This window comes from Rhizobium sp. Root1204 (assembly GCF_001424965.1).
In the GTDB taxonomy this organism is placed as follows: Bacteria; Pseudomonadota; Alphaproteobacteria; order Rhizobiales; family Rhizobiaceae; genus Pararhizobium.
The window spans coordinates 1-21697 of record NZ_LMCZ01000020.1 but is presented as its reverse complement, the minus strand read 5'-3'; the positions used below and the strand labels follow the sequence as shown (position 1 = coordinate 21697).

Here is a 21697-nt window from a genome sequence, read left to right as displayed (position 1 = left end):
GACCAATCGGCGTCTGAAATGGTTTAACGGCATTAAATTCAGGAAGATGGTCCACGGTCACATACACTGACGAGCGCGGCGCCCGAGCCGACGCGGCGGAAACTGGTAAGTCGTTGTCGAAACACCGATCGAAGCCTGGCAGGGCGTCCGGGGCCGCCCCGTTTTGATGGTATTGATTGGGGCACCTCCTTGCAACGGTCGCATGGGGCATTTCGGAAATGTACGGCGAGGCCGTCGATAGCGATCAACCAGACAACGACTACCACGCCGAATGCCGTGGTCAGCCCGACGGACCAAAGGGTGAGCGATAATACACCCCCAGCTGGGGAAAAGACGCAGACACCCAACAGCGAGAAAACTTTTCCGTCTTGCCGAATGAAAAGGAGTATCGTTATGATGACGAGCGAGCAACCTTTGCAGGACGAATTGTCGCATTGATCCCTGCCCTTCGCGCTTTCGCGCGCCGGTTCCATCCCGCGAAATCGAATGCCGAGGAACTGGTGCAGGAAACGTTGATGAAGGCACTTGGAAATCTCGACAAGTTCGATGCCGGGAGCAGCATTGCCGTTCATTTCGTGGATGTTTTCGACAACCCATGTGTATGCCGCCCGGGAGTCGTCATGCGCTGCAGGGAATTTGTGCTCGGGCACATGCCGATACTCGACGGAAACGACGATGGCATTGGTACCGAGCGCCAGCGCCCGCGGTGCGCTGTCGTAAACATTGATGTCGGCAACAACCTAGCCGCCGCCGTGATAAGACACGATGACCGGGGGCGGACCCTCGCCGCCGGGTATGTAGACGCGGGCGGCCAGTGTCCCGACCTTGGTCGGAATTGCGATATCCTTGGTAGTGACCTGCGCTTCGGGTTCGGATGAGATGAGCTTGTCCCACGGAACGGCGTGGGCCGCGTCGGCAGGAGTTGCCTGAATGCGTGCCTCGGGAACGCTCAACGTGGAAAACGGCTTTGCTTCCAGCGCACCGCGCTTGTCGAGCACGGCCTGCATTTCGGTCGTGGGCTTCGCCATCTCCTGCGCCTGCCCTGTGGTGGGGAGCCAGAGCAGTGCAGAGGCGAGCAATCCTGCGCGGATCGCGGTTGTACGGGTTATTGGATCGTCTACAGTGCTCGAGGTGCGGACTGCAACCTCAGCTTCAATTGAATGTTCCGCTCGCATATGTTCACTTCGGCGGATTGAACTTGAACAGCGCGAAGTCGTCATCGGTCCAATCCTTGTTGAACCACGGGGAATCCTGGATATGCGACGCGGTAATGTAGATCGCGCCGTCGGGACCCTGGGCGAATGTGTCCGGCCAGCGTAGCCGGCTATCCTGAAGGAAAGAGGTCACCTTTCCGTCCTGGCCTAGGATCTTCACGCCGTTGTTAGTCATTGTGCTGAGATAGATCCGATTCTGCTTGTCGATCCACAGGCCATCGGTAGGCTCAGTATCTGCAAACTTCTCGGCCTTGACGGCGCCGGGATCCGACGCGGCCTTTTGCAACGCCTCGGTCGATATTCGGTACATCGTCTTGCCGGTGAGAGCTTGCCAGTAAAGCGTCTTGCTGTCTGCGGTGAGCGCAATCCCGTCGGCATTGAACTGTGGCTGACGGCCGTCCGGCCGGCGCAGCGGCTTGCCATCTACCTCAACGACCACGTCCTTTTCCGCCTGAGTGGACGGATCATCGCTCAGCACACGCCACGATTTTCCGGAGGTGAGGTCGAGCACGACGAGACCGCCTGGCGAGCCGGAGTCGGTGAAATACGCGAAGGTGCCATCCGGCGCGATGCGAACATCGTTCAGGTAGCTCGCGGGGCCTGCTACCTCGGGAGGAAACGGGTAGACCTTCTTCACGGTATTGGTTTTCAGATCGACCTGGACGAGCTTCGGCCCGCCCTTGACGGTCTTCTCGCTGTTGGGTGCAGCCGGATCAACGACCCAGAGCGAGCCCTTGCCGTCAGCGACGACACTTTGCACCGTGACAAAATGGTCTGTCGGCGAAATCTCCGACATCTTGGCATTGCGCCAGGCGTTCCATTCATCGTCGGGGTAGGGTTTGATCGAGCCGTCTTTCATGACTTCGGCGACCGACACCGGAACATCTTCCGACCAGCGCGGAAAGTTGACGAAGATCCGGCCGTCCTCCGAAACTGTCACTCCGGTGACCTGATGCTTGAACGTCGTAACCTTCTCCAGACGGTCGTCCGTCTTGCCGGTGATCGGCGCCACGATCTCCTTGGCGGTATCGCTGAGCTTTTTCAGAGCCTGTGCATCTGCCGCAAAGGGTTGAAGACCCAGCGCCAAAAGGGCTGTTCCGGCAAGAAAGGGCGTGAGTAAGTTTTTGAACATTGATTTCTCCACTGGATGGCAGCATCGAACCTTGCCGTTGCAACAAAGTTCCTTGCTGGACGGCGGTTGAGGACAGGTCCGGTCGCAGCCGCGTGACAAGACTGCCGAGATTTCCCGCGTTACGTTTCAAACGACCTGAACCGGCCGGGCGTCGCCCGGCCGCTCTGATCCAGAACCTCAGATTTCATGAGCAGCTACCTCGGTCAGCGGTTACCGCCACTGGAGTTTTCGCCGCCCTTTTTGCCGGCCTCCGAGGCCCGTTCGGGGTCGTTCTTGAAATTGCCGCCGGAGGCCTTGCCGCCTTCGCTTGCGATATCCTTCTGCTTGTCGTCGTCCATTGAAGCGAAGCCGCGCTTTGACGTATCACCGCCCTGATTTCCGCCCTGCTGGCCGCTTTGATTGCCGCCCTGGTTGCCACCTTGGTTTGCCATGATGTTTCTCCTTGTCGGGAACGATTCCCCGGCGGCCTAACCGGAGCGCATATCGAGAGTTCCCCCCGGTGCGGTAGCGTACGGTCCGACTTCGAACGGTTGACTGCCGCGCACCTCTGAAAGTGTAGAGTGTTGATGCAAGCAACCCACACGGAGCGATCCCATTGCAGACTGAAACCGTCACGTTCCAGCCAAGTGAGTGGGTACCGAACAATCAGACACTTCCGGTCCTCGTCTATGCCGAAGTCTTCAGCGGGGCGGAGGTCACACAGAACTTGGAACGATTGTTCGCGGAAAATGGCTGGAGCGGCCTATGGCGGAACGGCGTATTCGACTACCAGCATTACCACACCGGAGCACATGAGGTTCTCGGTATCGGCTGCGGGAGCGGGAAATGCAGGTGCGCGCTGGCGATTGCCTGGTGCTGCCTGCGGGTACGGGTAATTAAAACCTTGGATCGACGTCAGATTTCCTCGTCGTTGGGGCATATCCCACCGGACAGGCATGCCGATATCCAGCGGGCCAAGCCATCAAGTGAGCAGCTCGACACCATAGCGGACGTAGGCTTGCCATCGAGCGACCCTGTTCAAGGCCCGTCAGGCCTTCTCACAACCGCGTGGCGCCGTTGAAAACGCGGCAACCACAGCCCTTGCAGCAATCTCGGCCAAGTTTTCGCCGAATTACAGAGCGCTATGTTCGATGAGGGACCTGGGCGGCGAGGATCGCCCAATTGGTTGGCTTCGTGCCCAAGCCTTATCTGGTCGACGAGATTGTACATTGTCTTAATGCACTGAGCGCGCAAGGGGCGTGATGAACAGCGTGAAATGGCCTGAAGCTGTTGAAGTTGGGTGTTCGGACGAAAGCACTCGAAATGTTCAGGGACCGGAGGATGCACTCCAGATGCTCACGTCACATTTTCCGCAGGTTTCCAAGGAGCGATCGAAACAGCTAAACGAATTTGCCATGAGGCAATCGACGGCAAGGTCGTTGCCGACAACGCGCGCGTAGCCTTCATTTTGGCAGTAAAGGACGGTGGCATGCGGGTTGGGTATGCGCGGTTGATTTGGAACCAACTCGCAATCGTTTCTAGCGTTGCCAGACGCTCGCTGGAAAGCCTAACGCAAGGTCAGGGTTGTACGTTGTCACCGAAGTCTGGATTGACCCACCAGCCATCTGAAAGAGTTCACTTAATTGAGGGTTTACCCGTGAGCACATCCGTCTCGGACGCAGTTTTCCTTCCGGAGGATCTGAATATCCTGCAAGCATTTCTTGACGCGTGGTGCGAGGAAAATTCCGTCACAATCGATGACGATGCCGCACAAGAGGTCGCAGTCGGGCTGATGAACTGGTATCGGCAAAGCCCGCCTCATAAGATCCGATCATTAGGTGACGCCGACGGATCTTTCGAGTTGCCAGCGGTGCTACAATCTCTGTTGGAAAAGCTGTAGGAAAATCTCAAGCAATGAGGAGGACCGGTTTTGACACCGTCCCCTTCAGCCTCCAAATAGGATCCATGACATGTTTGATATATTGGCCAGCCTGAATGCTGAGGAGAGTACTTGCGACCATACGACAGCAGTGTGCGGTTTGATGGCTGCCCGAAGCGCTATTCGCTGCCACCGTGTGACGCTATATGAAAATCAAAAGGCCCAATCCAAGCGTAAGAAGCTTGACAGGATATTGCGATCTCGCCAGCAAGTGCTGCAAACTCTGCATGACATTCGTGGGTGAAACTGGGGCATCGACGTTTTAAAATTAAACTTGGCTTTTCACGGCGATCAGGTTCTGACGTCTTTGGCGCAGCGCGTCGGCTCGATAAGCAGCTGTGAGGTCGAACATGGCGATTTATGTGTGTCTTGCGCGGAACGACGGAAATGCGGCCTGCCGTTCAACCGTAGATCTGGCGTGTCTACCCTAGCCGCCAAAAGCTTTCTGCTAGGATTGAGGAATATGAGCCAGGCGGTAGGCGGCGAGTTCGCATTGGCAACTCAAGCGGTACCTTCAGATCGGGGCAGCAGAAGCGAACGGCCGTGATCGATTTGTGCTCCAGGCGTGAGAGTGCCCGCGGTAGCTCAGAAGGTAGGCGTGAGCCGGCAGACGTTGTACGACTGGAATGAGCATGTTGGCCTTTGTCTTCGGCATTCTGGTCCGGATTGTTCTTCATCCGATTCTGGAGACGTACTCGCGACGCGCTTTTCGCGGCCTTTGCCGCCGCGTTCTGGCTGTTGGCCCTTAATCAGGCCCTTCTTGCCTCTCCAATCTGCCGGTTGAAGAAAGAAGCTGGTTTTATCTGCTGCGTCTTGGTGCTTCCATTCTTATCATTTTTGCGATCGGATTGAAGAACCGCCGCAAGTAGCTCTATTCTGCCCAGTGATGAGGAGCCGACACGGCAACGTGACGATGGTGGATCGACGCGCATCAGCACCGAGCGTCGTCGCCAGCATAGTGAACGATGGAGGTTGATTACCGCCTTCGTACAAAGACCTGCAATCTGAACTGGCCAACGTAAAGCGATATTTGCTTTCGGCTATCTCTTGCTGGTTAATTCGAAGAACGCGCTGGCAAAGACAAGGCAGCGCTGACTGTCGGAAAAATCTCGCCTCTCCGAACGAAATTGAAGACCGGCCATTCTGCGGCTTTCGACTGGAAGCCGAAGGTCAGTTGCATATAACGTTTCCCATTCGTGGAGGCGAATTTCCGCGCTTCCAATCCTGGCAACGATCTTGATACTTCGTTAGCCGTGTCTCTTTCATCGCCGCTGCGCCTCATCATCTATAAATTGGCGGCTGAGACGATTCTCGATCGTTTCTGCTCTCCCTCGGCTGCATCCTGAGCGCGGCGCGGCTGCTTTCTCATTATGCGCGGACGGAACAAACCTCGTTTCCCATGGTTCACGAGTGCGCCCAACCGCAATTTCCTGAACCATAGGAGGTTTAAATGCAAAATGAGTTCATTGATCCCCCTGTCGGATCGAATCCAGGGTCTTTAATATCGAACGCGCATACGGCTTCACCGGATGGCTCAGAAGACGTTGCGTCGTTTTCAGACCTGAAGGAAAAGTTGACCGAAGATATTTCGAACGCGTCGGCCGCCATCAAAGCGGGAGCAGAAAGCGCTTCGGAGAAAGTCAAAGACGCGATGTCCGATCAAGCGACATTTGTAGCGACGCAAGTCGGAGGCGTAGCGACTGCGCTTCAGAAAGTCGGGTCCGAACTTGAAGGCTCCGAACAAGCGGACATCGGCAAATACGCAACGCAGATTGGACGCAGTGTTGAAGGCTTTGCCAAGCGAATGGAAGGCAAAGACATCGGCGAGATTGCAAACATGGCGGAAGAGTTCGGTCGTAAGCAGCCGCTGGCTTTCCTTGGTATCGCAGCTCTGGCGGGTTTGACTGCCAGCCGGTTCCTGACCGCCTCGGCGAAACGGACCAAGTCCAGCTCAATAGCCACCTCGAATACTTCCTTTGACCCGAGCATGACGGAAGGACGCGGAAATGGCTAAGTCTTCCGAAAATGCTCCTCTCTCCGAATTGGTCGGCAGCCTTGTATCCGACGTCACCGGGCTGCTACGCAAAGAAATTGACCTTGCCAAGACCGAAGCATCGGAGAAGGTATCGCAAGCGATGAGCGGCGTCGAAGTTCTTATCATCGGGCTTGTTCTCGCCATTGGCGCTGTGGGTGTCCTGCTTGCTGCCCTTGTGGGCGCTATTGCTGCTTTCCTTGTTGAACAAGGTTTCAATGACACGAGCGCGAGCGCACTTGCCTCCCTCGTAGTCGGCATTGGTGTCGCATTGATCGCGTGGGCTTTGGTCTCGCGCGGGATCGCAGCGCTGCGCGGAACCAATTTAGCTCTCAACCGCACTGCGACTTCGTTGCGTCGAGATGTCGAGACCGTAAAGGAGAAAATCTGATGGAAACCAATGAGAAAACGTCAGCCGATCTTCAGCGAGAGATTGATCGGGATCGCGAGCGTATCGGACAACGGATCGATGCGATCCAGGAACGGATGTCCCCAGGGCAGCTTGTTGATGAAGTGATCGCATATGCAAAAGGCAGCGGCGGCGCGGAGTATGTAAATAACCTTGGGCACGCACTCAAGAACAATCCTTTACCTGTCGCTCTGATGGGTGTGAGCCTCGCATGGCTGATGGCCAAAGGCTCGACGTCTACCGAAGCAAACGCGGCCCCATCCCAGGTGTCCGATTATCCATTGTACCAAGCTAACGGACCAGTTCGCCGTCTTGGACCTCCCGAATATGAATTTGGCTCACGATACAGCCACTTCTCAGACAATTCGGGAAAGCGGCTGCGCGCGCTGACCGATGAAGCCGGTCGGCGCGCCGGTCATTTCGTCGATGAAGCCGGTACAACCTATCGGGGATTTGCGGATGCCAGTGGCAAACAAATCGACCATATTATGGATGAGACAGGCGCTGCATTCGACGCGGCATCTGGATGGCTTTCCGAAAAGTGGGAGCAGACGAAGAACACAGTCAGCAGCATTGGGACAGCGGCGAGCGATACTGCTCATTCTATGTCCGACCGGGCGTCATCGACTGCAAGCTCGGTACGGGGACAGACGGACAAGCTGAATGAGATGATATTGACTCAGTTCCGGGACCAGCCTCTCGTTGGAGGTGCCCTGGCGTTCGCTGTCGGAGCGGCAATTGGCGCGGCGCTCCCCCACACGGAGGTCGAGGACAAGCTTGTCGGTGACGCAGCTGACAGTACCAAGGAAATGGTTTCGGCTGAAGCGCGCGTCGGAATGGAAAAGACCAAGGAAATGGCCTCCGATCTTAGCGCGAAGGTGGTCGATGCAGCCTCAACTGCACACGACGATCTTCGTGACCGCGTCGTCGAGGAAGTTGATGCCCTCAGGCAAGGATCATCAGATCGGAACACCGACCAAGCTTAAGGCGATCCATCGGGTCGTGTTTCTGGCTCGGCTAACAGGAAGTCGGGCCAGTTTTCCTCGCGAACGACATTTGTGCCCTCCGCACGAATTGCCGCCTTCGGACGCATCCGTGGCAAGACAGCGGCTAGCCTGCCCGCAGGGCTGCGCATCGTAGCGAAGCGAATAACTCAGTCGGTTGCGACAACTGGTCCAACCGTCGAAACACGTGTGATCGGAGAAAATTAAAGAGTGCTGACTGCTCCACGACCAAGGGTTCGACAGGTTGGGTAAGTTCCTCGACAGCAAGATCAGCGGCCGATGTACGCCAGAACAGACGACAAACGCGCACAGCAAGCGCTATCTTGGTGGCGGCAAGTTGCAATCTCCGTCGGCCGCTATATTCCAAAGTGATTGCAAAGACGGTGAGCCGAGTTGGCTCCTTCCCGGCACCTTGGACTTTCCATGCGTTGGGCAAAACACGTTTACGCGCCGCGAGCGCAGCGTTTCTCCTGTTCTTCTTGTCGGCATCGACTTCCATGTGATTTGAAATCGCGCGGAGGATTTCTTCGCGGAGCTTTGTGACCAGCTCGGGATCGCCGGTAGAAGCGCGGTCCGGCGCGAGCAGGACCTGAAGCCGCTTGGGGCTGCGGCTCCGGATTGCTGAGGAAGAAAAAGCGGAGGAGGTTCATGCAACTCTCCTTCCGAAGATCTTGCCGAACAGGCCTCGTTTGTCGCCGCGGATAACTACCGGGAGCGCCTCGCCGTTGAGCCGTCGAGCGGCCTCGAAATAGGCGATCGCCGGGGCACTGCGGCCATCAGCGAGGGTCACGGGCGAACCTACGTTCGAGGCCCTCAGCACGTCCATGCTCTCCGGAATGATGCCAGGCAGCGGGATCGACAGGATTTCCAGAACGTCATCGACCTTCAGCATGTCACCGCGTTCGGCGCGTGCGGTCTCGTAGCGGGTCAGGAGTAGGTGCTTCTCCATCGTCTCGCCATTCTCAGCCTCCAGCGACTTGGAATCCAATAGGCCGATAATGCGATCGGAGTCACAAACCGAGGAAACCTCCGGATTGGTAGGGACCATGGCCACATCCGCGTGGCGCAATTGTCGTTTTGCAATTAATCGCAAGACTCACGATTAAACAATTTCAACAGGATAGTGCGGCACTTAAATTGAGATCGGGCACTTAAACTGAGATTATAGGTTCGGTTTTGGTACCTAATGTGAGATTCGTCGCCGTGGAAAAGATGGCCATCTACAGCCAAGATTCAGTGGAAAATACCAAATATCACAAAGGTTGTTTCCGACTCTGGGAGCGTCAAGCGCCGAAAATCGAACCGAAGAATCTCAGATCAAGTGTCATAGCCTGCCGGAACGGTCGCATTCTCACAATTAAATGCCAAACCACAGTCCGCTCCGAGGCATCGAGCCGCTCCTTCCTCGATGCCCATCAGCTCCACGGCGATCTACGCCCACTTACGAAGGCTCCCCTGCGCCGCACGGCAATGCCTCATAAGCAGCGGCCCAAATTTCAAGAATATCGCAAGGGCCGCCTGACAGAGGCCACCCAACCGGCGCCGGTGTGAAGCGCGGAATTATCGCGGCCTCTTTCGAACCGATCTGTAAATCCCACATTGTAGCATAAGCAAACCCCGCCGATATTGACGGGGTTTGTTAGCAGTCTTACGGGGGTTTAAAGGCCCTGTCTTCGTGGCTAGAATTTTCCCTTTAGACCGACGTTGCCCGGCCGGCATAGCGCGCCCGCTCGGCGTCGATCTCCGCCTGCGAATAGGGATCGGCCTTGTCGTCGAAGGAGGTCCACCCCTGACCTTCATAAGCGCTCCGTCGTGCCGGAAGATCGACCCAGTTCGAGCGCTGGAGAATGGCTTCGACTTCCGGCGCACGGGCATCATCGACTTTGGCTGTCACCAAGGTACCGCCACGGCGCACCCCTTCGGCATAGACATGGGCATCGCGCTCGTCGACACCGGAATCCGTTAATGCGCCGACGAGGCCGCCCGCTGCACCACCGACGACCGCGCCAGCAACAGCGCCGGCAGCCGTGGCCGCAAGCCATCCGGCGGCGACGACCGGACCGACGCCCGGAATGGCCATGATCCCTAGGCCAGTGAGCAGACCGCCGACCCCCCCCACGGCAGCACCGATGCCGGCGCCGGTGCCTGCATCTTCAGCCACATCATTGTCGTTGTCCTTGAAGCGTCCGTCCGAGTTGTTGGAGACTATGCTGATATCTTTGTCCGAAATGCCTGCCGCTTTGAGTTGGTCGACGGCCGAAGTTGCATCGGAATAATGGTCGAAAAGGCCGGTTACGGTCTTCGTCATGGTGTTTCTCCTCATTGTTGTTCTTGAGACGCGCTTACTTGGCGACGATGTTGCCCTGGTAGTCCATTGACACCATTACGGACTTGCCGTCCTTGGTCGCCTTGGCCTGCCACACGCCCTTGTCATCCAACTTCAAGTCGGTGACGTCGGCATAACCCGCTTCGGTGATGCGATCCTTGGCCTGACCTTCGGTAAAGCTGTTTGCGCCTTCGACTGGCGCGGTTGCGTTCTGGTCGGACGGGGTCGCGACTGCTGGCGTATCGCCGTCCGGATTTGCCGCCGGCTTGGTTTCCTGTGCGAATACCGAGGTTGCGGAAAAAGCGACGGCCGCCACTGCGATTAGAGGTTTCTTCATAGTGTTCTCCTTGCGGGATCGTTGAATGATCCTCGGCAACAGAACACTCAAAGAATCAATTGGTTCCGAGGATCGGGGTCGCCAATTACGCACTGGACCTTTGCCCGATCCGTCCCAGACCAAAGTCTCATATCGTACGACTGCCGGACCAAGAGCAGATGGTAATTGTCAGTCGCAGTGTGGTGCTCAAACTTTTTCATCCGGAGCACGGCAAGGAAAACCCAGCCATGCTTGTTTGAGCGATTTCGCGTTTTTAGTATGGCGAATGACACTGGCGTCTCGGTCCATAGTTCGGCTGATAGGTGTTGTCGTAGGCGCGATAGCTGCGATACCTGTTCCCACACCATTCGACATGGCTGCCACCGTACCGAACTGGTCGGTCAACCACGACTCCACCGATGATTGCCCCGGTGGCAAACGCGGCGAGAGGAAACCACATTCCATTGTATTCACGATAGCCGCGGCGGCGCTCGTGATAACCACGGTGGCCATTATAGTAGGCTGCGTCACCCCGACGGTGGAAGCCGTGGCGGCGGATATCGTCGTGGTGACCCCGACGGTGCTGCACCGTCTCGACATCTAGGGCAGGCAAACCGATATGGGGCTGTTGAGGGGCGACGAAAGCGTGTACCGGACCGAACGACGTTGCGAACATGATGGCGGAAAGCGCCAGCGGTGCTACTCTTAAAGCTGAGATGTTCATCTTTATCTCCTGATTGAGCGGTGAGGTCATCTCACGCTTCGTCTACTGAATGATCCCCTCCCCTATCTGGTTCCCCGCTGACAGCCTTCTGCGACCTTTGCTTTGACACGTAGGGCTTTCGTCTAGCTTTCTCGAAGCAAAGGACCAAGAGGCGCGGTATCGACGCTCCAAACCGGAACCCTGTTCCAGCAGTTGCGTTCAGTGGCTCAATGATAACGCTATCGGGATGCGGCAGGTCGTTTCGAGTTCATTCTGAACCCTTCCCAAGATGACCGGCCTCGCTTGCCTCTCGGGAGCGGTCGGAACGCAGGAGCCAATCGATGACCTATCCTATCCTGCCCGTTCTGGGCATTACACTCTCTCTCACCGCGATAGCGGGGAGTGTCATGGCGATCCCTAACTACATTCCCGAGCATGACGCTAAAAAGCTGGCCAACATAGACGTCACATCGCTCTGGACCTCCGGTCCCGTGTCGGTCGATCCCAACAAGCAGAATTTTGAGCGCCTTCCCGCTCTCACCGTCGAGCTGCCGGAATCAGCGGAGATGAGTGTTGACAACACCGTCACAAGTGCGATTCAACCTGCGAGGCAGCTTTTCCGAACTCACCTCTCCGGGGATGGCAAAATGGCGAGCGTCGGCCTGACCTCCAATTATCAGGTCGATCCGGAAGTGGCAGCGTGGTGCGCTGACCGTTACAGGTCATACCGCGTTTTGGACAACACATATCAGCCTTATAGCGGTGCGCGTCGACAATGCCGACCACCGTTCACTGCGTCGGTCAATGGTACGCAGACCGCCGACGTCGTCCAGGACGCATCCGACATCGGTGCGATAGGCTATTCCTCAGATCGCCATTCACAGTGGTGCTTCGCGCGCTACCGCTCCTATGACCCCGGCAACAACACCTACCGGGCATTCAGCGGCGAAATCCGCTCCTGCGTGTCTCCATATATTTGACCGGGCGGCGAGTGTAGATTCGTCGCCATTCCCGCTCCCACTCGTTGACGAACCGCCTCCCTGCCATAGTTTGTGACAACAGTTCGCAGGCAAACAATGCTGGGTGGGAGTATCTGACATGGATGAACGCTTTCTACAAAGGCGGTTACTGGAAAGCACCGTCGCTGGCTCAGCAGTTCCTACTCTTGGGAGGCCTGGTCTCGCTCGTCGCGACCATCATCGTCGGAGCGTTCGTCACAAGGCTGATTGAGGATGCGGTCACCAGAAATTCCGGGGCGGCGACAGCCCTTTATGTTGATAGCGTTATCGCACCTCTGCTGCCGGACATGCAGGCCAGCACCGATCTGAGCGATTCCGTGAAGCAGGCGCTTGACGAGACGTTGAGTCAAGGGGCGCTTGGAAAACGGCTGATATCATTCAAACTCTGGCGACCCGACGGCACGGTTCTTTATTCAAGCGACAGAGAACAGATTGGAGAGAAGCTGCCACTCAGCGATGGCCTGCAGACAGCGCTTACCGGAAAAATGGTAGCGGAGTATGACAACATCGACGATGTCGGGAGCGAGAGCGAAGTCGAGAGCGGTATGCCGCTCCTCGAGGTCTACAATCCCGTTCTGCAACCTTGGTCCGGCGATGTCGTCGCGGTTCTTGAGTTCTACGAGATTGCGACTGATTTCCAGCACAGCCTGAACCACGCTCGGCTACAGAGCTGGATTGCTGTAGTGGCTTCCACCATGACATTCTTCGCCATTCTGTCCGCGCTCGTGTTCAAAGGGAGCAGAATGATCGACAGCCAGCGTGAGGCTTTGAAGAAACGGATCAAAGACCTGTCAGACCTACTCACGCAGAACGGCGAACTCAGTGCGAAGCTTCAGCGTGCGAGCCAACGCACCACGGCGTTGAACGAGCGATACCTGCGGCGGCTGGGGGCTGAACTTCACGATGGACCGGCACAGCTTGTCGCTCTCGCGGCGCTGAAGGTCGACAGCGACGCCATCCGCAACCCGTTTACGGGACAGCGAGATCTCATCGATCAAATCCAGTCTGGATGATGCGATGCACGAAATCCGAACCATTTGCAGTGGTCTTGTCCTACCGCAAATAGAAGGAGCCGATCTTAAGGAGATTATCGAACGAGCCTTGAAAGCGCATAAGCAGCGTACGAACACCACGGTGAGGCTGTCGATGTCTACCACGTCACCGCCGCTCTCGGCGCTCTCGTTGTCCGCAAAAATCTGCGTCTACCGTTTCCTACAGGAGGCGCTCAACAATGGGTTCCGGCACATTGGCGGAGCTGGACAGTATGTTGTCCAGACCTTTGACGGTGAGAACGTGTCCATAACTGTCGGTGACAGCGGTCCGGGCTTCGAGCCAGAGAAAATCAAACCGTCCAGTCTTGGGCTGTCGGGCCTGCGCGAGCGGGTTGAAAGCCTCGGTGGACATTTCGACTTGAAAACATCGAACCAAGGGACGGTGCTGCGCATGTCCCTGAATCTGCATGAGATGGAGTCAGCATGAGCAAAGAGATAACGATAGGCGTCGTCGACGATCATCCGCTGTTTCGCGAAGGCGTCATGCGTATACTCGCGGAAATCCCAGGCTTCCGGATCGTTGGCGAGGGATCCACCTCCGAAGAGGCTCTTTCGTTGAGCTCCACCCTCAAGCCGAGTATCCTGCTCATGGATATTTCGATGCCGGGCGGTGGGTTGAATGCGATCGAGCCTATCCTGCAGGCTAACCCTGCCCAGAAGATCATCATGCTGACGGTATCGGAAACGGGCGATGACGTGATGAGTGCGTTGTCGAAAGGTGCGAAAGCCTACGTGCTGAAAGGCGTCGGGTCGCGGATTCTGGCGGACATCGTGAGATCGGTGGACGCGGGCGACACCTATGTCTCGCCGTCGTTGTCGGCGCGGTTGCTGTCCGACATGTCATCATCTGAAGCCTTGGCAAAGCGGGGAAACCCGATCGACAATCTGACAACTCGCGAACAGGAAGTCCTGAACCTTGTAGCCGAGGGCCTCAGCAACAAGCGGATAGCCCTACGGCTCAGCGTGCACGAGAAGACGATCAAGCAACACATGACCCACATCTTTGCAAAGCTGGGGATCAGCAACCGAACGGAAGCGGCCATGACGCTACGGGACGCTACGGCCCGCACTTGAGAGATTTGCAGGACTTAAGTCCCGTATGATCACGGCATAGGTCGTGGCCGGGAACAGCTTTAATTTCAAGACGTTCAGCTCCTGTGAAAAAAACAGTGGAGACCGCCATGAACACGAAACTTATTCTCGCGTCCGCCTTCGTCACGCTCGCTCTAAGCGGCTCAGCCCTTGCCGATGAAGCCAACAGCACAGTCACAGGCGCCGCAGGTGGCGCAGTCACAGGTGCGATCGTCGGCGGCCCGGTCGGTGCGGCCGTTGGCGGTGTCGCTGGCGCGATCGCCGGAGCTGTGATTGATCCGCCGCCAGAGCGCATCGTCACCTACGTCCAACAGCAGCCTATTCAGAATTCCGTCGTTGTGAAGCAGCCAATCGTCGTCGGCAAACCTGTCCCGCAGGAAGTGGTCCTGATGCCGATCGCTGAGGATCCGCGCTATTCCTACACCGTCGTCAACGACCAGCGCGTCATCGTCGATCCGCAGACCCGCACTGTCGTGCAGGTCATCCAGTAAGGCTATAGCTTTCGCGTTCTTGGACGCGACGGACGCCAACGAGGAAGATGCGAACTGAACCACCTGATCTGCCTCGTTGGCGTCGTTGTCGTCATCGGCACACAAGCGCCGCCCCGGTATTCCCCGACCGAACCGTGCAGCCACAGACGAGATACGACAATGTCCTACGACGGGGCATGCTCAACACCTCGGAGCGACAGGCGAAGGTCTTCATCCCCGTCGCGAGCGATACGCTAGCTGCGAAAAAATAGTTATGGCAGGTGCAGTCGTCCGCAGCACGCTGCTGTCAACCCGTCTCACGCATGCGACCGGGGACCAGGACTTCGGATTTTTGAAGGACATGTGGCCATGTGGCTTGAACTGACGTCTGAAAGCGATGAGAAATTGTACATGAATGTCGACCAGTTCGTCGTTATCTATCCTGTCAACAAGTACAAGCTCACGAAAGTTCTCACGCCTGCGGGGCCAATAATAATCAAAGAGCCGCTGGCGTTCATCCAGTCCAAACTCGAACACTTGGCTGCCCAAAAGTCGGTTTGATCCGCAGCGTTCAGCGGCGAAAAAACCGCAGCCGGATCTCATCTCCCAACGTAGCACGGCGGTTGACGATGGTGCGACCCTTGGAGTCTTTCATGATGTATCTGCCATTGCGAACGACTTCGCTCATTCCATCATCGTGACGAACCGAGAGCGATGCCGGGCTGCCCTGGGTGGTCACGCCCTTGCTCTTCGCTCCCTGAGAATTCGAGTTTCCGCGTGTTTCGCTCTTACCGCCTTTGTTGCCGTTTCCTCCCCCGTTTCCATTCCCTCCGCCGTTGTTGTTGCCACCGCCATTTCCATTGTTGCCGTTTTTTGCCAGTGCGGTCTGCAGAGTAAGGCCGATGGAGTAGTCCGATATGCTCACCGAACAAGGAGCCGTGACGATAAACGCACTCAGGACGATCAAAAGCTGAAACTGGGCGGTCTTCCGGCGCGTTGGCATGGCTCACTCCCTGAATGGAAAATCACACTATCCGGCCGTCACCAGCAAAGCGGCTGAACGACATCCGAGACGGCGAGCGCCTCTTTTCCACATATACTCTGGGTGCGCCCGACTGGATCGTCAACGCAAGGCGTCGGCTTTAGGGGGAAAACGCGACCTTTCCGTTGGTTCACGTGAGACCAAGGTCCCGTGAAGGTTGGTTGAAAGTCCCACTCCGCAGAGAAATGCGACCTTGAGCATATGGACGCGCCTGCCCGGGCCAGACGCCGAAGGTCTCGGTCCCATGGAGGACTGAAGTCGGATGCCTTGGTGAGAGCACATTCGCTATGATGATCCAGGGACTAAGACGACACCGCATAGCGTGCCGTCGAGCAGGCGCATCGCAGTGGAGGCAATTCGTATGACGGACGGGTTCACGATCCACGCCTACACGTTGGGGAACGGAAGTTCGCTGTCCTATGGCGCGGACGAAACGCGCGCGTATAATGATGCTCGCAGCCATCGCCCGTTCCTGCACGGAGATCCGAACCGACGCGTTCCCGAGCGGACGCGAATATACCGGGTTCAGCTGCGCTCCTTTCCCGTAGAAGCGATACTCGACATCCTGAACGATTACGGCAGCGTGGTGGAGAGGTTTGTGGAGGCAATCGAGCCCATCGGGACCGTTGCCGATTTGGAGGAAGTGGCACCGTGACGCATTACGCTTGGACTATCAAAGCGGGCGGGCAGCAAGACGTCCAGAAGGTCACGACGTTGCCGGAGCTTTATGATGTGCTCCAAATGCTGAAGCTGCCTGGGATAGCGCCCCCGGCGTGGTTGACCATGGATCCCTGGCGAGACGAACTGCCTTCTGATGGCCGTTTCGTCTGCAATGAGGGCTGCGCGAATGAGTGGTCGGTGGTCTGGACGAAGGTAGCATACGGTCCGGGGGACAAAGACTGAGTCTTCCCGATGGAGTTTTATCGTCCAGCCCGGCCTATTCTGAGAGGAAGCTGGCCCTCCCGATCTGAAAGGGCCTTTTTTCTTTTAAGGCTGTCGGTTTCAACGAAGACCGAAGAACGACAGGATTGCGATCACGATAACAACGAGGCCGACTATGTAAATGATGCGGTTCATGGCGGGTCCTTTTATTTGAACGATGATGAAACGCTCGGCTAATGTTTTGGTTCCTGGGTACCGCAGCGTCAATCTCTCCATCCCCTTGCGGCAAGGCTGCGCTCGCTTTTCATACTGGCTTAGGCCGCCGTGCGGCATGCGACCGCTTTCATCGATCTTTACTTGAGATTAGCGCGCGTGCTCAGCAAGTTCATGATCGTAAACCGTCCATCCTGTTAAAAGCATGCCCCCGATCGTGAGCACCGACAACACTGTCAATACGATCGTCAGGCCGTTGTCACGCATGAATTTCATCGATAACTCTCCGCTGCGCCCATCAACCAGATTTGGTTGGATTGGTTCCAGACATCGATGTAATCCTCATGGAACCAAATGGTCCCCTGCCGGTTCCGCGCCACGCAACGCTCGTGCCGAGAACACTGGAAATGCGTCACTTATGGAAAGCCACTTATGACATTCACAGATGCAGCCAAAGCTGATGCCCATGCGATGTTCAACGACCAACGCCCAGCCCCGGAGGGATTGACCGAAGAGGATGTTGTCGGCTTCGTGAGTGCGATGTGCTATCGTCCGATGGAAGACGGGGAGATGGTAATTCGGCTGGCCGGCGAGGAAGGGGAACTCATAGACTTACGCACAAATCCTGTTTGCGCAGGGCGTCTCGCGATCGCATTGCTTGATCTTATCAACCAAAACGGCTGGTTTGACGTTGATCTACGCCTCAGCGACCGGGGATCGGATATTGCTCGGATCAAGCCCTCTGCCAGGACCACTATTGTTTGCGATCCCGCAAATGATGCAAACAGTCAATGACTGCGTGATTGGGCGGATCGGCGGGTCTGACCGCGGCGATCTCTCTCTTACTATATCGCCTCGATGTTGGTGGGATTGATGAATGCTGTGGTCGCGCCGCTACGATACCGCTTTCAAAGAATCGTGCGGCCCCTGAGAGGACAGGGGGCTGAACGCTGTTCTTTCGCCTTACGTCAGCCAATTGGATCGACATCCGTAGGTCATGACCAGCACGTCGCACCCTCTTATCACAGGCCTCGAAATTGAAGTGACTGCCGTCAACTCGCTGCCGAAACCATCCTCGACGATTGAGAAGCTTTTTTCTGCCTCCAGCTAGCGCATCTTAAGCCTGCGCTCGGAACAATTGTGGCAGCTCTTAGTTCTTCCGCCATCACAACAGTGTGACCGCAACAAGGACCCGAACATGACCACCCCAATATCAACCAACCTCCCTCACGACCCGTCCTATGGCGTCGACTCGTCGGCGAGCGCCGCTTTCAACAAGGTTTCATGGGGAGCAGTTTTCGCTGGCGTCGCAATCGCGCTCAGTGCCCAATTTCTGTTGAACCTTCTTGGGGTCGGCATTGGCGCGGCCGTGCTCGATCCTGGCACCTATGATAATCCGGAAGCCAGCACGTTTTCGATTGCGGGCGGCATCTGGTTCGTTGTTGCGGGCATCATTGCTTCCTTTGCTGGCGGCTACGTTGCCAGTCGACTGTCGGGCCGTCCGAGCAACTCGACGGGGGGCTACCAGGGAGTGACATCATGGGCCGTCACCACGCTCATTGTGCTCTATCTGCTGACGACATCCGTCGGCGCTCTCGTCGGTGGCGCGTTTAGTGGTCTTTCGTCCGTCGTAAGTGGCGTCGGCTCCACGGCAGCGACCGCCGTAACCGCAGCGGCGCCAGCGATCGCCAACTCGACCAATCCAATGGGCGGAATCGAACAGCAAATTCGTTCGACAACGGGGAACGATCCGCAGGCTTTGCAGAACGCCGCAGTGTCGGCGATGCAGGCAGTCGTCATGGGCGACGAGGCAACAGCAGAGGACGCCCGCAACCGCGCGGCCGATGCTATCGCCAAGGCTCAGAACATCCCAGCCGATCAGGCGCGCACTCAGGTCGACCAGTATGAGAAGACCTATCGCGACAACATCGCGGCAGCCAAGCAGAAGGCCATCGATGCGGCTCAGGCCGCAAGCGCCGCCGTCTCGGCCGGAGCGATCCTCGGCTTCATTGCCTTGGTTCTGGGTGCGATTGCCGCGTGGTTTGGTGGCGTCTACGGCACCAAGCGTGCTCTTCTCATTGATATCTCCGATCGTCGCATTTCGTAATTACCAGCCGCTGGCATTGTGCAAGCGGCCTCTCCAACAAGAACGGAGGCCACATTGGCCGAGACTAAGAAGCTCCAAGACCTGTTTCTCGACACTTTGAAGGACGTCTATTTCGCCGAGCAGAAGATCGTCGAGACCCTTCCAAAAATGGAAGAAGCGGCCACGAGCGTCCAGCTCAAGGACGCCTTCACTAAGCATCTGGCCGAAACAAAGGTTCACGTCGAGCGTCTCGAACAGGTGTTCGAGATCATCGGCGAAGAGCCGGAAGCCAAGACCTGTGACGCGATCCTCGGCATCACCGACGAAGGTGCCGAGATCATTGAAGAGTATGATGGCTCCCCCGCCCTCGACGCTGGACTGCTCGCCGCCGCTCAGGCGGTGGAGCATTACGAGATGTCGCGCTACGGCACTTTGCGCACTTGGGCGCTTGAGCTCGGGCTGACCGACGCTGCCGGGTTGTTGCAGACGACGCTGGATGAAGAACAGGCGACTGATCTTACCCTGACGTCGATTGCGACGTCAGTCGTCAACCAGAAGGCTGAAGGCTGAACTAGAAACTTCAGGATCCACGCTTGGCGGTGGATGCTTCCCATCGGAGAATGACATGGAAATCGTTGGCAAGAAGGTACACGAAGAGAATTCCGGTGTAACGGTCGAGTTCGTCGGCGAAGGTGGCGACGTTGTGTCGGTTCACATGAAGAACGACGAGAACGGAAACCTCAACCGTCTCAACGCTGAAGAAAAGGCGAAGGCGGTGATGGTCCAGATCGCGACATTTGACACCGACCTGGAGGAGGCCAGCGAGGCATCGGCTGAGTCGAATGAACAACCCTCGCAATCAGCTCATACCGCATCCGTGCCGGCCACCTACGCGGAGAATCCCGAGACGTCTCCAGCCGTTTTGTCCCTAAGAAGCGCACGCGCAGCGCAGGATACGGGCACGCTTGAGGAGCATCTTGACGAAGGTCTGGAGTCATCGTTTCCGGCCAGCGATCCTGTTTCTGCAACGGTGAGCTCTATCCCAAGCGGTCGCACGGATCCCGACGCCAAGGTTGATTGAGAAACCGGACGGGACGACGGGAGATGTCCAGAATCGAACGGGGTTTTGCTTTGGCGGCGCGATGGAGATCTACGCCATCGGTGAGCCGTTTGGATCAACTGGGACCATGACGATGACCGCCGAAAAGCGATCGGCGGTCGTTTGACGATCTGGGTCGGCTACAAGACAGGTCTAGTGGTCAACATTACGGGCATCCCGAAGACGTATTCAAAGACACCGGGCGTCGTGCGGACATTCTGCGGAGAGTGCGGAACCTCGATCGCCTATCAAGATGAAGGGCTCCCGTCCGAAATCTACCTCTGCATCGGTTTTATGAATGCGCCCGAGCGCTTCGAGCCAGAGGCGCATGGTTTCTGGGAGCAGCCTTCCTTATGTTGAGATGGCTGACACCTTGCCCCGCGAGGCTCGCTATACGCGTCGTCGTGAGGGTCAGCACGCCTTTCCCCGAGATCGCTAGCGGAAGCTACGACGTTCGCACGACGTCAGGAACCATGCGCTGAACCGAGAGTTTATCCGCATATTGGAGGACGAGATGCGAAAAGTTCTGGTTGTGGAAGACGAGCCACTCATCAGGCTCACTGCGATAGGTGCGCTCGAAGATGCGGGGTTCACCGTTCTGGAAGCCGGCTCCGCCGATGACGCGATGGATATCATCAGTGAGGAAGCGATCCATTTCCTGTTCACCGATATTCAGATGCCGGGCGTTCTTTCAGGCGTGGATCTGGCACACGAGGTTCACCAGCGTTTTCCGGATGCAGGAATACTCGTGGTATCCGGGCGATTGACCCCGGCGGATTTTGACCTTCCGCCGAACGCACAGTTCGTTTCAAAACCCTATCGGTTCGACGATATTGCTCGCCGACTGAAATCGATGGCGGCCTAGATCACATCGCGTTCTCTACGCTCTTGTTTCCGGGCGGCAGATGAGTGTGAACGGCGCTTCGCAATCTTCCACGGGATCAGTCGGCGATAGATCTGCGGTGATTGTTCCAGCAGCGCAGACCTTGAGGCAAGCCAACCTGAACGCAATCGATCCCCGACTTCCGTTATTTAGACAGCGGCTAGCGGGCTCCTGAACCAATGCCACTCGAACCGCTGCAAATCCTGTGATCAGCGCAATCTTCGCTTCAACGCCACTGTGGCCATCGGGATGGCTGCCGCGGCGATGGACCCGAGGGGCAATTTCCGAAGCGATCGGGTTACGACATATGATGCAGCGGTCAGGGCTGCAAACTTCGCCCATGGATAGGCACCCAGTTGCGACCGCGCGCTCGCGTGAATCCAGGTGCCGCCCGATTTCGCAACCGCGCCGACTTGAGCGCGAACGATGTCCAGCCTCGCACGGAGCAACTCGATTTCCTTGTGGAGAATTTCATGCCGAAGCCGTGCATTATCTTCGGGAGATCCTGCCTTGTCGGTAACCGAGACCTCGTCCTGTCGTCCAGATAAGAAAGTTTCTTCCTGGCGGATGCCCTGTCTTCTCAACAACATGCCCGAACTCCTACTTCGACGAGTGATGATCGCCCTGGTCGCCTTCACCCGGCTTGGCTTTCGTCTTCGACTTGGTCCGCCGATCGGCGGATAATGACTTGCCGACATCCACGGACTGAACCGCACCGGGTTTGCCGGAGGCCATTTCGTTTAAGTTATGCGGCCATGGCTGGCTCGTCCAGCATGGCGTAGTATCGCTCTTCGGCTTCGGCTGG

25 protein-coding genes and 6 pseudogenes are annotated in these 21697 nt (G+C 57.0%); 20 read left to right on the top strand and 11 right to left on the bottom strand.

What is annotated here, in order from left to right; all coding sequences use genetic code 11:
- Positions 1 to 368 precede the first annotated feature (368 nt).
- Positions 369 to 548, top strand: a pseudogene (locus ASC96_RS34420) (sigma factor); the annotation flags it as partial.
- A 192-nt stretch (positions 549 to 740) separates the two neighbouring features.
- On the opposite strand, the gene ASC96_RS33410 reads toward ASC96_RS34420, so the two are convergent.
- The 3 genes from ASC96_RS33410 to ASC96_RS34270 form a co-directional block, all read right to left on the bottom strand.
- The gene (locus tag ASC96_RS33410) at positions 741 to 1028 is read right to left on the bottom strand and encodes a hypothetical protein (RefSeq protein ID WP_060504477.1); all 288 of its coding nucleotides are present in this window, start codon (positions 1026 to 1028) and stop codon (positions 741 to 743) included.
- 151 nt (positions 1029 to 1179) lie between these two features.
- A complete protein-coding gene (locus ASC96_RS17805; protein ID WP_244482140.1) occupies positions 1180 to 2346 on the bottom strand; it encodes a major royal jelly family protein in 1167 nt (388 codons plus the stop codon).
- A gap of 203 nt (positions 2347 to 2549) precedes the next feature.
- Positions 2550 to 2777, bottom strand: coding sequence for a general stress protein (locus ASC96_RS34270; RefSeq protein ID WP_060504476.1), 228 nt, complete (start codon positions 2775 to 2777; stop codon positions 2550 to 2552).
- Between the two features lie 164 nt (positions 2778 to 2941).
- On the opposite strand from ASC96_RS34270, the pseudogene ASC96_RS17795 reads away from it, so the two are divergent.
- The 7 genes and pseudogenes from ASC96_RS17795 (at position 2942) to ASC96_RS17775 (ending at position 7691) form a co-directional block, all read left to right on the top strand.
- Positions 2942 to 3406, top strand: a pseudogene (locus tag ASC96_RS17795) (cupin).
- 576 nt (positions 3407 to 3982) lie between these two features.
- The gene (locus ASC96_RS33565) at positions 3983 to 4225 is read left to right on the top strand and encodes a hypothetical protein (RefSeq protein ID WP_060504475.1); all 243 of its coding nucleotides are present in this window, start codon (positions 3983 to 3985) and stop codon (positions 4223 to 4225) included.
- Positions 4226 to 4295: 70 nt separating this feature from the next.
- Positions 4296 to 4508 carry a hypothetical protein gene (locus ASC96_RS32755; protein ID WP_156397624.1) on the top strand — a complete coding sequence of 71 codons (213 nt, stop codon included), beginning with the start codon at positions 4296 to 4298 and terminating at the stop codon, positions 4506 to 4508.
- Positions 4509 to 4687: 179 nt separating this feature from the next.
- A pseudogene (locus tag ASC96_RS33400) lies at positions 4688 to 4904 on the top strand (IS3 family transposase); the annotation flags it as partial.
- 810 nt (positions 4905 to 5714) lie between these two features.
- Positions 5715 to 6278: a hypothetical protein gene (locus ASC96_RS17785; protein WP_060504474.1), complete on the top strand. Its 564-nt coding sequence runs from the start codon at positions 5715 to 5717 to the stop codon at positions 6276 to 6278.
- Positions 6271 to 6687: a phage holin family protein gene (locus ASC96_RS17780; RefSeq protein WP_060504473.1), complete on the top strand. Its 417-nt coding sequence runs from the start codon at positions 6271 to 6273 to the stop codon at positions 6685 to 6687. Before ASC96_RS17785 ends, ASC96_RS17780 begins: the two co-directional genes overlap by 8 nt.
- Positions 6687 to 7691, top strand: a complete 1005-nt coding sequence (locus ASC96_RS17775; protein ID WP_060504472.1) for a DUF3618 domain-containing protein — start codon at positions 6687 to 6689, stop codon at positions 7689 to 7691. Before ASC96_RS17780 ends, ASC96_RS17775 begins: the two co-directional genes overlap by 1 nt.
- A gap of 664 nt (positions 7692 to 8355) precedes the next feature.
- Here ASC96_RS17775 and ASC96_RS17765 read toward each other — a convergent pair.
- The 4 genes and pseudogenes from ASC96_RS17765 to ASC96_RS31895 form a co-directional block, all read right to left on the bottom strand.
- Positions 8356 to 8778: pseudogene (locus ASC96_RS17765) on the bottom strand (septum site-determining protein MinD); the annotation flags it as partial.
- Between the two features lie 624 nt (positions 8779 to 9402).
- A complete protein-coding gene (locus ASC96_RS17755) occupies positions 9403 to 10017 on the bottom strand; it encodes a general stress protein (RefSeq protein ID WP_060504469.1) in 615 nt (204 codons plus the stop codon).
- Positions 10018 to 10051: 34 nt separating this feature from the next.
- On the bottom strand, positions 10052 to 10372 hold the full coding sequence (locus tag ASC96_RS17750; protein ID WP_060504468.1) for a PepSY domain-containing protein: 321 nt from the start codon (positions 10370 to 10372) through the stop codon (positions 10052 to 10054).
- A gap of 253 nt (positions 10373 to 10625) precedes the next feature.
- Positions 10626 to 11075 (bottom strand): BA14K family protein, encoded by a 450-nt coding sequence (locus tag ASC96_RS31895; protein WP_082512149.1) that lies wholly within the window; start codon positions 11073 to 11075, stop codon positions 10626 to 10628.
- Between the two features lie 320 nt (positions 11076 to 11395).
- On the opposite strand from ASC96_RS31895, the gene ASC96_RS17740 reads away from it, so the two are divergent.
- From ASC96_RS17740 to ASC96_RS17720, 5 genes and pseudogenes are all read left to right on the top strand, one after another.
- Positions 11396 to 12034 (top strand): BA14K family protein, encoded by a 639-nt coding sequence (locus tag ASC96_RS17740; protein ID WP_060504466.1) that lies wholly within the window; start codon positions 11396 to 11398, stop codon positions 12032 to 12034.
- 122 nt (positions 12035 to 12156) lie between these two features.
- Positions 12157 to 13552, top strand: a pseudogene (locus ASC96_RS17735) (sensor histidine kinase).
- Complete coding sequence (locus tag ASC96_RS17730) at positions 13549 to 14199, top strand: response regulator transcription factor (RefSeq protein ID WP_060504465.1); 651 nt, start codon at positions 13549 to 13551, stop codon at positions 14197 to 14199. The pseudogene ASC96_RS17735 and the gene ASC96_RS17730 overlap by 4 nt, the downstream one beginning before the upstream one ends.
- Positions 14200 to 14306: 107 nt before the next feature.
- Complete coding sequence (locus ASC96_RS17725) at positions 14307 to 14708, top strand: DUF1236 domain-containing protein (RefSeq protein WP_060504513.1); 402 nt, start codon at positions 14307 to 14309, stop codon at positions 14706 to 14708.
- A 348-nt stretch (positions 14709 to 15056) separates the two neighbouring features.
- Complete coding sequence (locus ASC96_RS17720) at positions 15057 to 15248, top strand: hypothetical protein (protein ID WP_060504464.1); 192 nt, start codon at positions 15057 to 15059, stop codon at positions 15246 to 15248.
- Positions 15249 to 15258: 10 nt separating this feature from the next.
- On the opposite strand, the gene ASC96_RS17715 is transcribed toward ASC96_RS17720, so the two are convergent.
- Positions 15259 to 15690, bottom strand: coding sequence for a hypothetical protein (locus ASC96_RS17715; protein WP_082512143.1), 432 nt, complete (start codon positions 15688 to 15690; stop codon positions 15259 to 15261).
- A gap of 400 nt (positions 15691 to 16090) precedes the next feature.
- On the opposite strand from ASC96_RS17715, the gene ASC96_RS17710 reads away from it, so the two are divergent.
- A complete protein-coding gene (locus tag ASC96_RS17710; protein WP_060504463.1) occupies positions 16091 to 16384 on the top strand; it encodes a hypothetical protein in 294 nt (97 codons plus the stop codon).
- Between the two features lie 347 nt (positions 16385 to 16731).
- On the opposite strand, the gene ASC96_RS17700 is transcribed toward ASC96_RS17710, so the two are convergent.
- Both ASC96_RS17700 and ASC96_RS34265 read right to left on the bottom strand, forming a co-directional pair.
- Positions 16732 to 16944, bottom strand: coding sequence for a hypothetical protein (locus ASC96_RS17700; RefSeq protein ID WP_060504461.1), 213 nt, complete (start codon positions 16942 to 16944; stop codon positions 16732 to 16734).
- Between the two features lie 30 nt (positions 16945 to 16974).
- Positions 16975 to 17100 carry a DUF6766 family protein gene (locus ASC96_RS34265; protein ID WP_280140016.1) on the bottom strand — a complete coding sequence of 42 codons (126 nt, stop codon included), beginning with the start codon at positions 17098 to 17100 and terminating at the stop codon, positions 16975 to 16977.
- A 156-nt stretch (positions 17101 to 17256) separates the two neighbouring features.
- Here ASC96_RS34265 and ASC96_RS17695 point away from each other — a divergent pair, with 156 nt between their 5' ends.
- The 6 genes from ASC96_RS17695 to ASC96_RS17670 all read left to right on the top strand — a co-directional run bounded on the left by ASC96_RS17695 (position 17257) and on the right by ASC96_RS17670 (position 20874).
- A complete protein-coding gene (locus ASC96_RS17695; RefSeq protein ID WP_060504460.1) occupies positions 17257 to 17619 on the top strand; it encodes a hypothetical protein in 363 nt (120 codons plus the stop codon).
- Positions 17620 to 18022: 403 nt separating this feature from the next.
- Entirely contained in the window at positions 18023 to 18931 is a 909-nt protein-coding gene (locus ASC96_RS17690; protein WP_060504459.1) for a hypothetical protein, read from the top strand.
- Between the two features lie 54 nt (positions 18932 to 18985).
- A complete protein-coding gene (locus ASC96_RS17685; protein WP_060504458.1) occupies positions 18986 to 19480 on the top strand; it encodes a ferritin-like domain-containing protein in 495 nt (164 codons plus the stop codon).
- 55 nt (positions 19481 to 19535) lie between these two features.
- Positions 19536 to 19991, top strand: coding sequence for a hypothetical protein (locus ASC96_RS17680; RefSeq protein ID WP_060504457.1), 456 nt, complete (start codon positions 19536 to 19538; stop codon positions 19989 to 19991).
- Positions 19992 to 20165: 174 nt separating this feature from the next.
- Positions 20166 to 20369, top strand: coding sequence for a GFA family protein (locus tag ASC96_RS33875; RefSeq protein ID WP_244482151.1), 204 nt, complete (start codon positions 20166 to 20168; stop codon positions 20367 to 20369).
- 154 nt (positions 20370 to 20523) lie between these two features.
- Complete coding sequence (locus ASC96_RS17670; protein ID WP_060504456.1) at positions 20524 to 20874, top strand: response regulator; 351 nt, start codon at positions 20524 to 20526, stop codon at positions 20872 to 20874.
- A gap of 618 nt (positions 20875 to 21492) precedes the next feature.
- Here ASC96_RS17670 and ASC96_RS33560 read toward each other — a convergent pair.
- Positions 21493 to 21697, bottom strand: a pseudogene (locus tag ASC96_RS33560) (hypothetical protein); the annotation flags it as partial.

What these genes read in the sequence shown, in the direction of transcription:
- ASC96_RS17775 (WP_060504472.1), top strand. Translation starts at nt 6,687, where the DNA reads ATGGAAACCAATGAGAAAACGTCAGCCGATCTTCAGCGAGAGATTGAT.
- ASC96_RS17730 (WP_060504465.1), top strand. Translation starts at nt 13,549, where the DNA reads ATGAGCAAAGAGATAACGATAGGCGTCGTCGACGATCATCCGCTGTTT.
- ASC96_RS17700 (WP_060504461.1), bottom strand. Translation starts at nt 16,944, where the DNA reads ATGCCGCACGGCGGCCTAAGCCAGTATGAAAAGCGAGCGCAGCCTTGC.
- ASC96_RS17680 (WP_060504457.1), top strand. Translation starts at nt 19,536, where the DNA reads ATGGAAATCGTTGGCAAGAAGGTACACGAAGAGAATTCCGGTGTAACG.
- ASC96_RS17695 (WP_060504460.1), top strand. Translation starts at nt 17,257, where the DNA reads ATGACATTCACAGATGCAGCCAAAGCTGATGCCCATGCGATGTTCAAC.
- ASC96_RS34270 (WP_060504476.1), bottom strand. Translation starts at nt 2,777, where the DNA reads ATGGCAAACCAAGGTGGCAACCAGGGCGGCAATCAAAGCGGCCAGCAG.
- ASC96_RS32755 (WP_156397624.1), top strand. Translation starts at nt 4,296, where the DNA reads ATGTTTGATATATTGGCCAGCCTGAATGCTGAGGAGAGTACTTGCGAC.
- ASC96_RS33410 (WP_060504477.1), bottom strand. Translation starts at nt 1,028, where the DNA reads ATGGCGAAGCCCACGACCGAAATGCAGGCCGTGCTCGACAAGCGCGGT.
- ASC96_RS17740 (WP_060504466.1), top strand. Translation starts at nt 11,396, where the DNA reads ATGACCTATCCTATCCTGCCCGTTCTGGGCATTACACTCTCTCTCACC.
- ASC96_RS34265 (WP_280140016.1), bottom strand. Translation starts at nt 17,100, where the DNA reads ATGAAATTCATGCGTGACAACGGCCTGACGATCGTATTGACAGTGTTG.
- ASC96_RS17670 (WP_060504456.1), top strand. Translation starts at nt 20,524, where the DNA reads ATGCGAAAAGTTCTGGTTGTGGAAGACGAGCCACTCATCAGGCTCACT.
- ASC96_RS17750 (WP_060504468.1), bottom strand. Translation starts at nt 10,372, where the DNA reads ATGAAGAAACCTCTAATCGCAGTGGCGGCCGTCGCTTTTTCCGCAACC.
- ASC96_RS17725 (WP_060504513.1), top strand. Translation starts at nt 14,307, where the DNA reads ATGAACACGAAACTTATTCTCGCGTCCGCCTTCGTCACGCTCGCTCTA.
- ASC96_RS17720 (WP_060504464.1), top strand. Translation starts at nt 15,057, where the DNA reads ATGTGGCTTGAACTGACGTCTGAAAGCGATGAGAAATTGTACATGAAT.
- ASC96_RS17690 (WP_060504459.1), top strand. Translation starts at nt 18,023, where the DNA reads ATGACCACCCCAATATCAACCAACCTCCCTCACGACCCGTCCTATGGC.
- ASC96_RS17805 (WP_244482140.1), bottom strand. Translation starts at nt 2,346, where the DNA reads ATGTTCAAAAACTTACTCACGCCCTTTCTTGCCGGAACAGCCCTTTTG.
- ASC96_RS17755 (WP_060504469.1), bottom strand. Translation starts at nt 10,017, where the DNA reads ATGACGAAGACCGTAACCGGCCTTTTCGACCATTATTCCGATGCAACT.
- ASC96_RS17710 (WP_060504463.1), top strand. Translation starts at nt 16,091, where the DNA reads ATGACGGACGGGTTCACGATCCACGCCTACACGTTGGGGAACGGAAGT.
- ASC96_RS31895 (WP_082512149.1), bottom strand. Translation starts at nt 11,075, where the DNA reads ATGAACATCTCAGCTTTAAGAGTAGCACCGCTGGCGCTTTCCGCCATC.
- ASC96_RS17780 (WP_060504473.1), top strand. Translation starts at nt 6,271, where the DNA reads ATGGCTAAGTCTTCCGAAAATGCTCCTCTCTCCGAATTGGTCGGCAGC.
- ASC96_RS17785 (WP_060504474.1), top strand. Translation starts at nt 5,715, where the DNA reads ATGCAAAATGAGTTCATTGATCCCCCTGTCGGATCGAATCCAGGGTCT.
- ASC96_RS17715 (WP_082512143.1), bottom strand. Translation starts at nt 15,690, where the DNA reads ATGCCAACGCGCCGGAAGACCGCCCAGTTTCAGCTTTTGATCGTCCTG.